Annotated in this window: 13 protein-coding genes; 5 read left to right on the top strand and 8 right to left on the bottom strand. The window is 37.0% G+C overall.

Annotation, left to right across the window (positions count from 1 at the left end):
• Positions 1 to 237 precede the first annotated feature (237 nt).
• Positions 238 to 1386 (bottom strand): pyridoxal phosphate-dependent aminotransferase, encoded by a 1149-nt coding sequence (locus ABZC96_RS03455; RefSeq protein WP_373029100.1) that lies wholly within the window; start codon positions 1384 to 1386, stop codon positions 238 to 240.
• A gap of 188 nt (positions 1387 to 1574) precedes the next feature.
• Here ABZC96_RS03455 and ABZC96_RS03460 point away from each other — a divergent pair, with 188 nt between their 5' ends.
• The 4 genes from ABZC96_RS03460 to ABZC96_RS03475 all read left to right on the top strand — a co-directional run bounded on the left by ABZC96_RS03460 (position 1575) and on the right by ABZC96_RS03475 (position 4840).
• The gene (locus tag ABZC96_RS03460) at positions 1575 to 2648 is read left to right on the top strand and encodes an anhydro-N-acetylmuramic acid kinase (protein WP_373029101.1); all 1074 of its coding nucleotides are present in this window, start codon (positions 1575 to 1577) and stop codon (positions 2646 to 2648) included.
• Positions 2641 to 3621 (top strand): aminoglycoside phosphotransferase family protein, encoded by a 981-nt coding sequence (locus ABZC96_RS03465; protein WP_373029103.1) that lies wholly within the window; start codon positions 2641 to 2643, stop codon positions 3619 to 3621. Before ABZC96_RS03460 ends, ABZC96_RS03465 begins: the two co-directional genes overlap by 8 nt.
• A gap of 59 nt (positions 3622 to 3680) precedes the next feature.
• Positions 3681 to 4349, top strand: a complete 669-nt coding sequence (gene murU, locus ABZC96_RS03470) for an N-acetylmuramate alpha-1-phosphate uridylyltransferase MurU (RefSeq protein WP_373029105.1) — start codon at positions 3681 to 3683, stop codon at positions 4347 to 4349.
• Positions 4350 to 4456: 107 nt separating this feature from the next.
• Positions 4457 to 4840 carry a DUF302 domain-containing protein gene (locus ABZC96_RS03475; RefSeq protein WP_373029106.1) on the top strand — a complete coding sequence of 128 codons (384 nt, stop codon included), beginning with the start codon at positions 4457 to 4459 and terminating at the stop codon, positions 4838 to 4840.
• A 171-nt stretch (positions 4841 to 5011) separates the two neighbouring features.
• Here ABZC96_RS03475 and ABZC96_RS03480 read toward each other — a convergent pair whose 3' ends face one another.
• Positions 5012 to 5839: an HAD-IIB family hydrolase gene (locus ABZC96_RS03480; protein WP_373029107.1), complete on the bottom strand. Its 828-nt coding sequence runs from the start codon at positions 5837 to 5839 to the stop codon at positions 5012 to 5014.
• Entirely contained in the window at positions 5839 to 7584 is a 1746-nt protein-coding gene (locus ABZC96_RS03485; protein ID WP_373029108.1) for a YgiQ family radical SAM protein, read from the bottom strand. Before ABZC96_RS03485 ends, ABZC96_RS03480 begins: the two co-directional genes overlap by 1 nt.
• A 207-nt stretch (positions 7585 to 7791) precedes the next feature.
• Here ABZC96_RS03485 and ftsH point away from each other — a divergent pair, with 207 nt between their 5' ends.
• A complete protein-coding gene (ftsH, locus tag ABZC96_RS03490; RefSeq protein ID WP_373029110.1) occupies positions 7792 to 9627 on the top strand; it encodes an ATP-dependent zinc metalloprotease FtsH in 1836 nt (611 codons plus the stop codon).
• Here the strand turns inward: ftsH and ABZC96_RS03495 are convergent.
• The 5 genes from ABZC96_RS03495 to ABZC96_RS03515 form a co-directional block, all read right to left on the bottom strand.
• Positions 9617 to 10453: a zinc-dependent peptidase gene (locus ABZC96_RS03495; RefSeq protein ID WP_373029112.1), complete on the bottom strand. Its 837-nt coding sequence runs from the start codon at positions 10451 to 10453 to the stop codon at positions 9617 to 9619. The two genes, ftsH and ABZC96_RS03495, sit on opposite strands and share 11 nt — an antisense overlap.
• Positions 10454 to 10477: 24 nt before the next feature.
• Positions 10478 to 11665 carry an NnrS family protein gene (locus tag ABZC96_RS03500; protein ID WP_373029114.1) on the bottom strand — a complete coding sequence of 396 codons (1188 nt, stop codon included), beginning with the start codon at positions 11663 to 11665 and terminating at the stop codon, positions 10478 to 10480.
• An 80-nt stretch (positions 11666 to 11745) separates the two neighbouring features.
• Entirely contained in the window at positions 11746 to 12090 is a 345-nt protein-coding gene (locus ABZC96_RS03505; RefSeq protein ID WP_373029116.1) for a hypothetical protein, read from the bottom strand.
• Between the two features lie 156 nt (positions 12091 to 12246).
• Complete coding sequence (locus ABZC96_RS03510; RefSeq protein WP_373029117.1) at positions 12247 to 12795, bottom strand: YSC84-related protein; 549 nt, start codon at positions 12793 to 12795, stop codon at positions 12247 to 12249.
• 141 nt (positions 12796 to 12936) lie between these two features.
• Positions 12937 to 14439, bottom strand: a complete 1503-nt coding sequence (locus tag ABZC96_RS03515) for a DEAD/DEAH box helicase (RefSeq protein WP_373029118.1) — start codon at positions 14437 to 14439, stop codon at positions 12937 to 12939.
• Between the last annotated feature and the right edge of the window lie 121 nt (positions 14440 to 14560).

Below are 14560 nucleotides of genomic sequence, written 5' to 3' on the forward strand. Positions count from 1 at the left end.
GTGCTTGACAGTACATTATATATAAAACTATCTATTACTATGGGCATTATTGTTGTTGCTACCATACTTATTGCATTAGCTATAAAAGAGTATGGAAGTGAGAAAAAATTAAAAGATCACAATTACTTAGATTAGTCTATAGATGAATAAAGAACGTTATAAAAGTCTACTGAACTCTACTATAATTGTTTTGTAAAATGTTCCGCCTTGTGAGCGGAAGTATCTGGGGAACAATATTTATTGTAGATTTTTCAATCTTTCAATAGCGACATCGAGTTCTTCCTCTTTTTTGGAGAAACAGAATCTTGCTAGATTGATACCTTCACTGTCTTGATAGAATGCCCTTGCAGGAACAGCAGCGATACCTGTTTTTTCCAGAAGGTTCACGACTTTTTGTTTGTCATCTTCTCCTTCTAATTTAGAGATATCGGCAAGCACATAGTAAGCACCTTTTACATACTCTGCACTTAGCCCTGCATCATTGAGAGCTTTGATGAATTTATCTCTTTTTTTCTGATGCTGGGTGGCTACATTATCATAATAGGACTTTGGCAGTTCGTTAAGTCCTTTTAGTACACCGTTTTGTAGCGGTGCAGGAGGGCAGACGTATATTAGATCATTAAAGGCAGATGCTGCATCGATGATCTCTTTTTGTGTGATGGCGTATCCCAGTCTCCATCCTGTGATAGAGTAGATCTTTGAAAAACCAGATATCACAACTGTTTTCTCTTTCAAACTCTCAATACTAAGTGCAGATACAAACTCAAGACCGTCATAGATGAAATGTTCATACATCTCATCACTAAAAAGGAACAGATCGTTTTGGTTGATGATCTCTGAAAGGTTTTCTAGCTCTTCTCTTGTATAGACTTTTCCACTAGGATTTGAAGGGTTACATATGAGTATGGCTTTGGTATCTTCAGATATCTGATCTTTCAGGTTTTGAAAGTCTATCTCATAAGCGGGTGGGGTAGTTCTGATGTATTTTATCTTGCAACCTATAGATTTGAGCGTCGCTACGTGATAACCATAGTAAGGTTCAAAAAGTATGACTTCATCTCCTTCATTGAGCAGGGACATAGCAGTAGCATAAAAAGCTCCTGGTGCTCCAAGACTCACAAGTACGTTGTCCGCATCGACACCCTGGTCATAAAAATCATTCTGCTTTTTAGCGATAGCTGCTCTTAACTTGTAATTACCATATGCAGATGTATAGACATTTTTGCCACTGTCTATTCCTTCTTTTGTACCTTCTAGAACAGGAAGTGGTACCTCAAGGTCACAAAGTCCTTGTGCCATGTTGAGTCCATTTTTCTCATTACAGAGGATAGACATGGCTCTTATCTCGGATTGTGCGATATTTTTTGCTCGATTACTTAGTTTCATATTTACCTAACTTATTTTATTTGTTGAAGTATAATTGAAATTCACTTATACAAACACGGAGATGATATTGATTTGACATTTATTATTTGATATTTTGATATAATATATTTATTCCTAAACATTAGCTGCAGCTTAGAAATAGTGCGTTATATTACTTTGGACCAATCAATGGAAGTAGAAATTAAATTATGAATAAAGAACGTTATATAGGTATTATGTCCGGTACATCTCTAGATGGTGTAGATGTGGTTCTCTGTGAAATTAATGATTTAGAATGCAGACTCTTAAGCTCGTTAGAGTATCCAATTTCCTTAGAGCTAAAAGCAGATATATTGAACATCATAGAAGGTGAAAGTAGTTTAGAACAACTAGGTCAATTAGACAATCGTTTAGGTTTACTCTTTACTCAAGCTGTAGGTGCTTTGCTTATACGGGAAAATATAGATGCAAAGAGTATTAAAGCCATTGGTTTACATGGACAGACACTCTGGCATGCACCTGCAGAAGAGTATCCTTTTACTATGCAACTTGGTGACCCAAATATATTAACTGTAAAGACAGGCATACCTGTGGTGGCAGACTTTAGACGTAAAGATATTGCTCTTGGCGGTCAGGGTGCACCTTTCGCTCCTGCATTTCATGAGTTTATATTTGATAATATTAATAACTCTGTATCTATAGTGAACATCGGTGGTATAGCAAATATCACCGTATTAGGTGAGAAGCTTATAGGGTATGACACGGGTTGTGGAAATGTATTACTTGATATGTGGATAGCTGAGCATCAGGGATTATCATATGATGAAGATGGAGCGTGGGCGAGAACAGGCTCTGTAGATTATGGGCTTTTGGATCGTATGATGTCAGATGATTATTTTGAAGAGCCATATCCTAAAAGTACTGGTAGAGAAAAATTTAATAAGACTTGGCTGCAAGGATATCTTTCTGGACACACGCATAATCCCGAAGATGTTCAACGAACACTTCTGGAATTGACTGCATTAAGCATAAGTAACGAAGTACTTCGTTTTAATAGAGACATGGTTATGTTATGTGGAGGCGGTGCCAAAAATAGCTTCTTGGTAGAGCGCATAAAAGTGCTTATGCCTAATGTAGAAGTAGCCATAGCGAAGTATGCAGACCAGATAGAGGCTATGACCTTTGCATGGCTTGCGTACAAACGTATACATAATGAAAAAGTCAATTTAAAAGACGTCACAGGCGCAAGAGAAAATGCAGTTTTAGGAGGCATATATGCATAAAGAATTAAAAGGCTGGATAGAGTGGCTAGGTATGGAAGAGCCAACGCTTCAGGCACTGCATGGGGATGCAAGTTCCAGAAGTTATTACCGTCTTGAAAATCATGACGGAGGTATTGTAATGGATGCATCTGAAGCCAAGGAATCTGTACCTATATTTATAGGTATAGGCATGAGGCTCATGGATGCAAAAGTACGTATACCAAGAATTAAGTCCTTTGAACTACACAAGGGTTTCATGTTCTTAGAGGATGTAGGCTCAACCCATTTACTAGATAAGTGTGTTGAAGGTGTTGATGCAAGACCTTTCTATGACAAAGCTATAGAAACTTTGGTTCAATTGCAAAGCACACCATCAAAAGGTTTGGAACCTTATGATGAAAATTTTTTACTTGAAGAGATGAATCTAATGACACAGTGGTACCTCAAGGAGTATTTGAAAACTACGCTTGAAAGTCATGAAGGGCTTATGCTCTTGGAGAGTTTTTCTCTAATAGCCAAAGAGGTATTGGGTCAGCCGCAAGGTACTTTTGTACATCGGGACTATCACGCACGAAACTTGATGCTCGATAGTAATGATGAGATAGTCGTTATAGACTTCCAAGATGCAAGAGAGGGAGCTTTGACTTATGACTTAGTATCTTTGCTTCGTGATGCATATGTGAAACTTGATGCAAGAGAACTTCGAAGACTTATCTTGCTTTTCAGGGACTTGAAAGGTCTCGATGTAGATGAAGAGACATTTATGCGTTGGTTTGATTTTACAGGTTTGCAGCGTCATATCAAGATACTTGGTATCTTTGCAAGACTTGCTATAAGAGATGGCAAAAAGCAGTACTTGAAAGATATACCTATGACATTGAAGTATATTCTAGAGGTGGGTAACAAGTATCCAGAACTGGATGAATTGATAACATTATTGAAGTCGCAGTATGGTGAGTTTAAAAATGCACCAGTAACGATGAGGGTATTTTAATTGCTTCACTATTTAACACGTATTGTGTGCTCTTATGACACTAAAAAGGATACTCTACTATGAAATGTATGATACTTGCTGCAGGATTGGGAACAAGAATGCGGCCACTGACTGACATAACGCCAAAACCTTTACTTAAAGTAGGTGGTATACCTCTAATAGTTTGGCATATAGAACGTCTTGCGCATGATGGATTTACTGACATAGTTATAAACATTGCACACTTAGGCTACCAAATACCCCAAGCACTTGGTAACGGAAGAGAATGGGGCGTGAACATCACATACTCAGATGAGCAAGAAGAGGGTGGACTTGAAAGTGCAGGAGGTATCGTAAAGGCTTTACCATTACTTGGAGATGAAACGTTTTTAGTTGTAAATGGAGATATCTTTACAGATTATGATTTTCAATACCAGAGAAAGCTTGCAGATGGCATTTTGGCACATATAATCCTTGTACCTAACCCAGAACATAACCCTGAGGGAGATTTTGCTTTAGATTGCCAAAGAGTAGTAGATGACAAACAATACACTTTCTCAGGCATCGGTTACTACTCACCCAAACTTTTTGAAGGAGTACCTTATGGTAAAAGTGCTTTAGCGCCTTTACTCAGAGCTGCGATGAAAGAGGGGAAGGTGACAGGTGAACTGTATGAAGGTGAATGGTTAGATATAGGTACGCCTGAGAGACTTGAACTTTTGAATGCGCAGTTGATGAATCGGTATTGATGTTAATAGCTCACTGATAGCAAAGAAGTATGAAGATCAAACTTTATAAGGTTTTATAAAAAAACATTTGATACACTTAAGAAATTGTTTTAATTAAAGGATATATCATGATCTACACAATATCTACACGTGTTGACGTAGACACCATTGAAAAAGAGATTGAAGAAAAAGCAAAAGAAGTTTCATTTAATCTATTTAATGCTTATAAAATTAATAGGGTCATGGAAGAGAAAGGTTGTGCCATAGTAAAAGAGATAAACATTTTTGAATTTTGTCATCCTCATGGAGTTGAACTAGCACTTTCAGAATTACCATCAATATCTGTATACCTGCCAACCAAAATATCTTTCTATGAAGTTGATGGTTTTGCAGAATTGTCAACAATTGGGGTGGCATCATTTATGGATGATCATGAAGTAGATGAACGATTTAAAGCATATATGACCATTCTGTTTGAAAATGTTAAACGGGTCATGCATAGTTGGGATTAATAATCATCTTCTAAGATACTAAATAGTAAATCAAATAAATTTCTTGAAAACATTTATAAAACCTATAAAGTTATATATTTTATAAGGTTTCTATCTGTTTTTACATTGGACACAAAACATGTAGTATATTTGATAGGATTCTAGTATTTTTTTAAAACTAAAATTGACTGTCTATCCAATACTTTTTAAATACTTTGCCACTGCATCCTCATCATTAGAGTGAGGAAGAACAAGATCAGCAACGGCCTTCACTTCCTCTAAAGCATTTGAAACAGCTACAGAGGTTCCAGCAAGTTTGAACATTCCTAGGTCATTGACACTGTCACCAAATACAGTGATCTCTTCATGGTCACGCTCGAGGTACTCCATCACTTTTTTCATAGCATGGGCTTTATCGCCTTTCGGGTGAAGCAGGGTGAGGAAGTAACCGCCACCGTACTTTTCCGGTGAAAGTTTGGCTTCTATGCTTGTACCGAAGACTTTTTTGAGTTCTTCATAGAGTGGACGCAGTTGCTCCTCGTATCCGAAATAGACTATCTTTAGATTTTGTTCCATAGTTAGGTTATTAGGGTTAAACTGCATTCTTGAATCATCTTTATAGCCTTTAAGAACATCACGTTGGTAGTCGTTGAGTTTTTCAGGATATAAAAAAGCTTCATTCAATGCATTGTCTTTTAATCCTAGAATAAAAGGGTGGATGTCAAACTGAATTCCTACATCTACGATGGCATCGCCAAGCTTCTTGTCTATGGTCTTAAGGTCAATCAGTTTACGTTCAGGGGTAATGACGATCGTACCGTCAAGCAGTATCATAGGAGCATTGATGTCTATCTTTTTAAGTAATTCCTGTGATTTTTGAAAGCTTCTAGCAGTGGCTATGGTCATAATGGATGACTCTGCTTTTTTATTCCAGGTTTCTGCACTAAAATTACTTACACTCAAATCTGAGCGTAAAAAAGTATGGTCAAGGTCAGTGATGTAGATCGGTCTTCTAGGCATTAACTTGAAAACCCGCTGCTAAAATTTGTTTTTGCCTGAACAATAGCCTTTTGTTTCTCTTTTCTATGTGTGTCTTTCTCAACAAAGATCTTCTTACGTGTTACCGGGTCCATCTCTGTATAGTACATCACAGCAGAATAGGTACCTGGTGTTGGTGTAAAGACCTGTGCCTGTTCAGGGTTCATTTTGAGCTCATGAGTTGTAAAACGTTTCAGCTCATGCATGTCTTTCTCTTCACAGCCCGGATGGGCAGCAATGAGATAGTAAGTCAGAAACTGATTTTTACCCATGTCTTTGTTTAACTTGTCGTAAAGTCTTTTAAAATCAACGAGTGTCTGTTTTCCTGGTTTACCCATAAGATCAAGTACATGTTGCTCTGTATGTTCAGGCGCAACTTTCATCTGACCTGAAATATGGTGTTCTACCAGCTCTTTAAGATAAGAGTATCCTTTACGTTTGTCTTCTGTTATAAGGTCATAACGTATACCTGAAGCAACAAATGCTTTTTTGATACCGTCTATGTTACGTACCTGTTTCATCATGCCTATCACACGGGTATGGTCCGGCTTCATGGAAGAGCAGAGATGTCGTGAGTCGACACAACGCTGGTGGTCACAAGTACCTAGCTTGAGCTTTTTGTTACACTCATAGCCATACATATTGGCCGTAGGGCCTCCAAGGTCTGAGATGATGCCTTTAAAGTCTTTGTATTCTTTGAACTGGTTGGCTTCTTTAACGATGGACTGTTCAGAACGTGTACGTATGGTACGTCCCTGGTGAACACCAATGGCACAGAAGTTACATTCTCCCCAGCATCCCTGGTGTGTCATAATGGAAAACTTAATGGTCTCCAAACACTTTACTTTACCTTCGGGACGATGGTAAGGGTGGAGCTCTCTTGTAAAAGGAAGAGCAGAGACTTCATCCATCTCCGGTTCACTTAGGTAGTCGCATGGAGGATTTTGTATAGAGTAGCGTGTGTCGACTTTTTGGCAAAGCCCTTTTGCTGCTATTGGGTCATTGTTATCATAAAAGAGATCAAAAAGATCTATATATTTTTCTTTATTCTCAAGACACTCTTGATGAGAAGGAAGCTGGTGGTAACTCTCTACAGGTTCTTTGTCTATGTAGCATACGCCACGTACATCTTTCCAATCAACTCCTTTGTCCAGAGCATGTGTAAGATCACGTATGGCCTGTTCTCCCATACCATAGATGAGTATATCTGCCTTAGAATCAAACAATATGGGTTTTCTAAGCTTATTACTCCAGTAGTCGTAGTGTGTCACACGTCTAAGAGAAGCTTCTATACCTCCTAGTACGACAGGTACGGTGTTTTTAAAGTTTTTGCGTATAAGGTTCGTGTAGACAAGCACTGCTCTGTCTGGTCGTTTGGTGTTTTTTCCACCTGGTGTATAGTCATCTGAGTTTCTAAACTTCTTTGTAGCCGTGTAATTAGCCACCATCGAGTCAATGCTTCCACCACTTACACCCCAGTAGAGTCTTGGCTCACCTAAACGTTTAATGTCTGTGTCGCTATGTACATTTGGCTGACCGATGATACCAACCTTGTAACCTAGTTTTTCCAGCATGCGTCCAACAGTAGCCACACCAATGAAAGGAGAGTCTATATAAGCATCACCAGAGACGAGTATGACATCACACTGTTTCCAGCCAAGTGCATCCATTTCTTCTCTGGTTGTAGGTAAAAAACGTTTTGCTTCTCTAAGATCAAGTTTACTCATGGGGTTACCTTTTTAATGCTTTTTGTATTATATTGGCTAGTAATAGAGAGATAAATTCTTTAAGCGTCAGCATTATTCGCTTTCTTTTCTAGTGATTATTTTCGTATTATAGCCAATAAGTGTGAATTCTTAATATCACATATTATAGGACTTTCTATATTTTGGTACAATAATACTATCTATAATTGATCTCTAAAGGAAATATATATGAAACAAGAGCCGATCCCCGAGACTAAATTCAATCCTTTTTCCAATATATGGGTTATATTTATTCTAATGATGCTTGGATTTCAATTATTTAATTATTTGGCTCTTCAAAAACAGAGTGAAACTCTTTCATATAATCAATTTAAAAGCAAAATCGAAGAAAATATCATCAAAGAAATTAGTGTGAATGGTGATGAAGTTGTAGCAACTTTAAAAGGTGGTATAGGTGAAAAACCAAGATATATACGAACAACACTTCCTCCATTTGAAGATAAAACATTTTTAGAATTACTTGAAAAAAATCAGGTTGATATGCATATCAAGTCACAAAAAGAATCAAACTTTTGGCTTTCCTTTCTGATGTTACTGCCTCTTTTTGTCTTTTTAGGATTTATCTTCTACAGTTCTAGACGTATGAAAGAACAGTTAGGCGGTATGGGTGGTGGCGTATTTGATTTTATGAAATCCACTGCCAAAAAATATGAGAAAGAAAAAGTATCCGTTACTTTTGATGATGTAGCAGGCGTGGAGAATGCAAAGATAGAACTCTATGAAGTGGTTGACTTTTTAAAGAATCCTGACAAATATAAAAAAATTGGTGCTAAAATCCCCAGAGGTATTTTACTGATGGGATCTCCAGGTACAGGTAAAACACTTTTAGCTAAAGCTGTAGCAGGAGAAGCGGAAGTACCTTTCTTTTCTATCAGTGGTTCTGAGTTTGTAGAGATGTTTGTGGGAGTAGGTGCAGCAAGAGTACGGGATCTGTTTAATAAGGCTAAAAAAGAAGCTCCTGCTATTATATTTATCGATGAAATAGACTCTGTAGGACGTGCAAGAGGGGCAGGAGTTGGTGGCGGCCATGATGAAAAAGAACAAACACTTAATCAGATTTTGGCAGAGATGGATGGATTTGAAACAGATGAGCAGGTCGTGGTCATCGCAGCAACCAACCGACCTGATGTTTTAGACTTTGCACTTTTGAGACCAGGAAGGTTTGACCGTAAAATAACATTAACTCTACCAGATGTACATGCGAGAGAAAAGATCTTGAATATTCATATACGTAAGGTGCGTGTAGATGACTCTGTAGACTTGGAAAAGTTAGCCAAGATTTCCATTGGTTTTTCAGGTGCTGACCTGGCAAATCTTGTCAATGAAGCAGCGATGCATGCAGCACGTGAAAGTCAGGAGAAGGTTACACAAGATGACTTCATGTATGCCCGTGATCGTATACTTATGGGTGTAGAGCAAGAATTTGTTTTGGATGAAAAAGATAAAAAAAGAGTGGCTATCCATGAGAGTGGACATGTTTTAGCTGCATTCTTGCTGGAACATGCAGACCCCATAGAAAAGGTGAGTATCATACCCAGAGGACAGGCTCTTGGAATGACAGAACAGCTGCCGCTGAAAGATATCAAAAATTTTCCTCAGGCATATCTACTTGATAAGATAGGCGTAATGCTTGGAGGACGAGTTGCTGAACGTACACTGCTTGGAGATCTCTCTTCAGGTGCTGCCAATGATCTCAAAGAAGCAACTTCATTAGCGACTCATATGGTTAGCCAATGGGGTATGAGTGAACTACTCGGACCTGTCTATTATCAAAAAGGTGAAGATCATGTCTTTTTGGGACGTGAAATGGCGATGCCAAAAGACTTCAGTGAAGCAACCGCCAAACTCATAGATGATGAAGTCCGAAAGATCATCACAGAAAAAGAGGAAGAAGTAATGGATCTTTTTAAAACACATAAAAAAGAGATCATTGCACTTTCAAACAGACTGGCAGAAAAAGAGTTGATATATGCTGATGAGATCAAGGCTCTTATTAATCTTTAAATAACGCTTCTGTATCAAGTCTATAAAAGCGTTGTAGTTCTTGATAGATATCTGGAAAATACGCTTTGAATGCTTTAGGTGCTTCGAAAAAACGTTCACTGCAGACAGCAAAAAACTCTGCTTCATTTTTTAATGCATATGTCCCTAAAAGAGCTACTCTGTCTGAATTTTTTCCTTTTTTACTTTGTTCATGTAATGTATGATAAGCTTTAGAGAAGACTTCTGACCATTTACGATAGCTAGATCCTTCAAGGACAGGTGTCCCATCAGCAAAACCATCTTCAAAATCTAACTCATGTGCAAATTCATGAATGATCACATTGTCTTTTTGTTGCTGTGCAATATTATATTTAATATCCTGCCATGATATGACTACCGTACCATTAGCTGACTGTCCTTCTAAAATAGATCTTTCCGTATGGTTAATGCCGCCACTTGAATGTGTTTCATTTACTATGAAATGTTTGGGATAGACGATAACTGTACTTACATCGTCTTTCTCACCTAGATCGAATCCAAGCCGCATCAAACAGGCATAAAATGCGATAATCACTTTGATTTCATCGTTGATGTGCATTTTTGCCCCAACAAACTCTTTGCTATCTATAAAGATCAGAATTAAAAGATGAAGTTTTTCTTTATACAGAGGTGATAAAACTTTGTATTGATGCATATTATGAAGTATCTCTTCATATGATTTTGGAAAAGGCATTGACTTGAGTTTTTTATACTGCCACATTCGACGAAAATACCCTATACCTTGCCAAAAAAGGAAGATCCCCAATAAACTAAAAAGAAATTGTATCAGTAGAAGGTAATAGTTCATATCGATTGTACCTTAATGTAATTATCACGTTAATTTTATGCCTTTTATTATTACAGGAAAGAATCTCACAGCCCAAAGAGTGAACATTAATATCCAAGCAGTAACAGATATATCAAAAAGAACCATAATATTCCAGCCAAAGGCTGATGTCAACGAAACCAATATACGCATTGCAACTACCACTTGTGTCCAGTAAAAAAGAAGTGTTGTCCATTTATCTGCATGCATGATATTACCAGAGTGTCCAAGTGTCACACGTGTACCAAAACCAATAAGAATGGTAAAGACAAAACCCAAAACGATACTGTGTGTATCTAAAGCCAAAAAATGAACGTCACTAATGAGTAATATAAAGTTTGTTAATCCTCCTAAGAGAAAGCCTAGAGGCACCCAGTAAAGTGAGATATGAAGAATCCAAAGCAGAGGGTTAGTATTTGGGAACGGAAGTTTCCATCTAAGTACTTCTTTTCCTATAATATAGGCTAAAGCAAGGTCAACAATAAATGAACTATTGGTATGGGTACCTTCAAGGAGTATATGAAGTATTAAAAGAGAAAAAACGATTTTTAACAGCCTATTATTTTTCTCTACTATACAATGAGAAAAGAAAGGTACCATGCGCTGTGCTACAGAAAATGTCAGGAAAAAAAGGTAAATATACATTGATATTTCAGTAGACAGACCCATTAATGGCATATAAAAGATCTGTGCCATGATAAATAAAAAGTGGGAGAGTAAACCTATACCCATTGCAAGGAGTATCCAAAAGATATCATGTCTGTCTTCCATAGTTGTAGTATGATATATATTTTTTAGTATCAAATATCCCATAAAATGTGCTGAAAATACAAGAACCATCGCTATAATAGAGAGAATAGGGCTTACTATACTCCCTAACAGAAACAATATAGCGCCAAGATATAAAAAACTAAAAATACGCATATAACGCTTTTTCACTATGGCATCAGTAGATGCAAATCTAGGAAATGTAGTAAATAAAAAACCTAGAAATGCTGGGGTAAACATAAGATAAGTAAGCCCATAAATATGAAAATTTGTAGGGGACAGAGCAAGATGTAGATAACCTTTATATGAGAGTAAAAATACAAGCATTGTGACTATAGCATTCACAAAGGCTAAAACAAAAAATGGTTGATGTGGCTGAGAAAAAAAATAATTATTATCGGAGTTTTCACTAAATTGCATATGCATAGCTATATCCTTCCTTTTAAATATAATATCAAAAAAAACAGGAAAGAAAATTGATTTAGGGCAAGTGTAATATAATTAGATTAAAACCCTTGTTTTATTAAACAACCATGTTCTTTACATTTATTTATCATTTTTGGGAAAATAACAAACCATTGAATATACCCAATAATAATAAAAAGGATCCAGTTAAATAAAATATATAGAAAGAAAGTTTCATGCGTTAAAAAATAATGATGTGCATGAAATAAATTATTAATATAAAGTGTTAAGAGTCCTGCAGGGAAAACCAATATGCTTTCAATTCCAATAAATAGAACTTCTACATTTTCATGATTAGAAGTAAAAATATAATATGTTGATACCAATAAAATGATTAATTGAATTGAGATCCATAATTCAATTGTAAATGTTTTTTTTAAATTCATTATTTCTCCATACATTATAATTATAATATCTATTTCTTATAATAAAATAAGTATAGGAAAAAAGTATGAAGTATCTATGAAGATTAATGGATTTTTGAGAAAGAGAAATATGATAATATTCTCGTTACATTTTATACAGATGTAACGAGAATATTATTACTTAGGATTAATTTTCTTAAATTTTGTACCTTCCATTGTGAAACTACCCATCAGACCATTTGAATCAAAGATAAAAGCTACCATGTCATCTTTAAATTCAACATCATCTAGTTCTTCTTTAGAATTCCACTCTGCAACAGCTATCTTACCATCTACTTCTGCTTCCCATTCATCCTCTTCATTGAGAAATCTTTCAAGTGCTGCATCAGAAGTAAAAGCGATAATCATTGAATATTCCTGTACACCCATTTGAAACCCAACTGATGCTGAAATAATTTTGTAGTATCCTAATGTTTTTCGCTTATGTCTTAATACACCTTCACCGTACTTACCACCTAAAAAGAATCCACCTTCTTTAATGTCTGGAAATACAAGAAATGCCTTAGCCTTTACCAAAAATGGATCACCACCTGGAGTTTCATCTATAAACTTATTGATCGCCATATTTGCATCATGATCTAGTGTTTTAGCAGATTTTGCCATGGCAAAAGTAGAAAATCCTACGAGTAGCGCAAGCAGTAAAGCTTTGTATTTAGTTGTTTTCATTCACTGTCCTTATTATAAATATAAATAATTATATCATAGCTGTGATACTGTTAAATTGAATAAATTGATTTTTAAGGGATTTGGAGTTTAGTATACAGTACATCATAAAAGATGTACTGTGAAGAATTGAAGAGCGTGGGATTAGCTTCTGCTACCTTGACCAGCGTTACGGCTGTCACGTCCACCACCACTACGACTACCGCCAGAACGTCCGTTTCGCCCGTGTCTACTGCGGCTACCACCGCCTCCGCCACTTCTGTTACCGCCACGGAAACCACCACGGTTACGGCCACCACCGCCTCCGCCACCACGGTTTTGCATTGCTCTTTCTATAAGAAGTTCTACCTCTTCAAGACCAAGACCGATGTTGTCTTTACCTTTAACAAAATTTTCTTCTTGTACTAAAGAAGCAAGAAGATGTGCAATAGTCACGATATCTAGATCATGCTGAAGTGTTTTGACAAGGTTGATTGCATTTTCAGTTACTTTAGTCTCAGCAATTTTAGCGATAAGTGCATCTGCACGGTTGTTTTGTACTTCCATACGTGTAGGGATCACTTGTGTCGTCATCGTTGTACCTACATCTTTTTCAATACGCTTGATAGTTCTAAGTTCATTAGGACTTACCAAAGTGATAGCCTCACCAGTCTTACCACCACGACCAGTACGACCGATACGGTGTACATATGATTCAGAGTCAAAAGGAATATGGTAGTTAAATACATGTGTAACGTCATTAACATCAAGACCACGTGCAGCAACATCTGTAGCAATGAATATATCTATACCGCCTTGCTTAAAGGCACGGATCGTTACTTCTCTTTGCTTTTGCTCCATGTCTCCGTGAAGACCAGATACTTTAAAACCTTGTGCAGTCATGTGCGCAACTAGTCTATCTACTTCTTTTTTCATACGACAGAAGATGATACATTTTTTAGGGTTCTTGTAGTCAATAAGTCTTACAAGAGCATCGTCTCTCTCTTTGTCTTGTACTACATAATAGTATTGTGTAATAGCAGTATTTGTACTCTCTGCTTTAGTAATAGAAACAGTCTTAGGTGTTTTTAAAATCTGTTCAGCAAGTTTTCTGATAGCACTTGGCATAGTTGCTGAAAACATAAGTGTTTGGCGTTCTTTAGGTAGGAATGTAAAAATGTTTTTAATTTCGTCCAGGAAACCCATATCTAGCATTTCATCTGCTTCATCAAGTACAACAAACTGAGGGTTGATAGTGATCTTACCGCTCATAAGGAGATCTTGAAGTCTACCCGGGGTTGCTACCACTATTGAAGCTTGTTTGATACGGTCAATTTGCTTACCATACGGTGTACCACCATAAACGGTTGCTGTTTTAAGACCACTTTTTTGACCGAAACGGAAAAGCTCATCAGATACTTGCATTGCAAGCTCACGCGTAGGAACGATAACAAGACCTTCCACTGAACCGTCAGCTTTCATCATACTCATGATAGGAAGTCCAAATGCAGCAGTTTTACCTGTACCTGTTTGTGCTTGTGCAACGATATCATGCCCCTCTAATACTAAAGGTATAGCGTCTTTTTGAACCGGACTTGGCTCTGTAAATCCTGCGTCTGTTATCGCAGCCTGGATAGTGTCTTTGAGATTAAAATCAGTAAATTTCATATATTGTTTTCTTTATGTTGTTATTTTTGTGGGGTGGTAAGGTCTTGGCGATAGAACGGTTCTAAAGTTACAAGCATATTATCTGGCACTATATGCCGATAGCCCCCGTCGCTAAAGCGAA

Source organism: Sulfurovum sp., assembly GCF_041551015.1.
GTDB lineage: Bacteria > Campylobacterota > Campylobacteria > Campylobacterales > Sulfurovaceae > Sulfurovum.

What these genes read in the sequence shown, in the direction of transcription:
- ABZC96_RS03505 (WP_373029116.1), bottom strand. Translation starts at nt 12,090, where the DNA reads ATGAATTTAAAAAAAACATTTACAATTGAATTATGGATCTCAATTCAA.
- ABZC96_RS03500 (WP_373029114.1), bottom strand. Translation starts at nt 11,665, where the DNA reads ATGCATATGCAATTTAGTGAAAACTCCGATAATAATTATTTTTTTTCT.
- ABZC96_RS03460 (WP_373029101.1), top strand. Translation starts at nt 1,575, where the DNA reads ATGAATAAAGAACGTTATATAGGTATTATGTCCGGTACATCTCTAGAT.
- ftsH (WP_373029110.1), top strand. Translation starts at nt 7,792, where the DNA reads ATGAAACAAGAGCCGATCCCCGAGACTAAATTCAATCCTTTTTCCAAT.
- ABZC96_RS03455 (WP_373029100.1), bottom strand. Translation starts at nt 1,386, where the DNA reads ATGAAACTAAGTAATCGAGCAAAAAATATCGCACAATCCGAGATAAGA.
- ABZC96_RS03515 (WP_373029118.1), bottom strand. Translation starts at nt 14,439, where the DNA reads ATGAAATTTACTGATTTTAATCTCAAAGACACTATCCAGGCTGCGATA.
- ABZC96_RS03510 (WP_373029117.1), bottom strand. Translation starts at nt 12,795, where the DNA reads ATGAAAACAACTAAATACAAAGCTTTACTGCTTGCGCTACTCGTAGGA.
- ABZC96_RS03465 (WP_373029103.1), top strand. Translation starts at nt 2,641, where the DNA reads ATGCATAAAGAATTAAAAGGCTGGATAGAGTGGCTAGGTATGGAAGAG.
- ABZC96_RS03495 (WP_373029112.1), bottom strand. Translation starts at nt 10,453, where the DNA reads ATGAACTATTACCTTCTACTGATACAATTTCTTTTTAGTTTATTGGGG.
- ABZC96_RS03475 (WP_373029106.1), top strand. Translation starts at nt 4,457, where the DNA reads ATGATCTACACAATATCTACACGTGTTGACGTAGACACCATTGAAAAA.
- ABZC96_RS03485 (WP_373029108.1), bottom strand. Translation starts at nt 7,584, where the DNA reads ATGAGTAAACTTGATCTTAGAGAAGCAAAACGTTTTTTACCTACAACC.
- ABZC96_RS03480 (WP_373029107.1), bottom strand. Translation starts at nt 5,839, where the DNA reads ATGCCTAGAAGACCGATCTACATCACTGACCTTGACCATACTTTTTTA.
- murU (WP_373029105.1), top strand. Translation starts at nt 3,681, where the DNA reads ATGAAATGTATGATACTTGCTGCAGGATTGGGAACAAGAATGCGGCCA.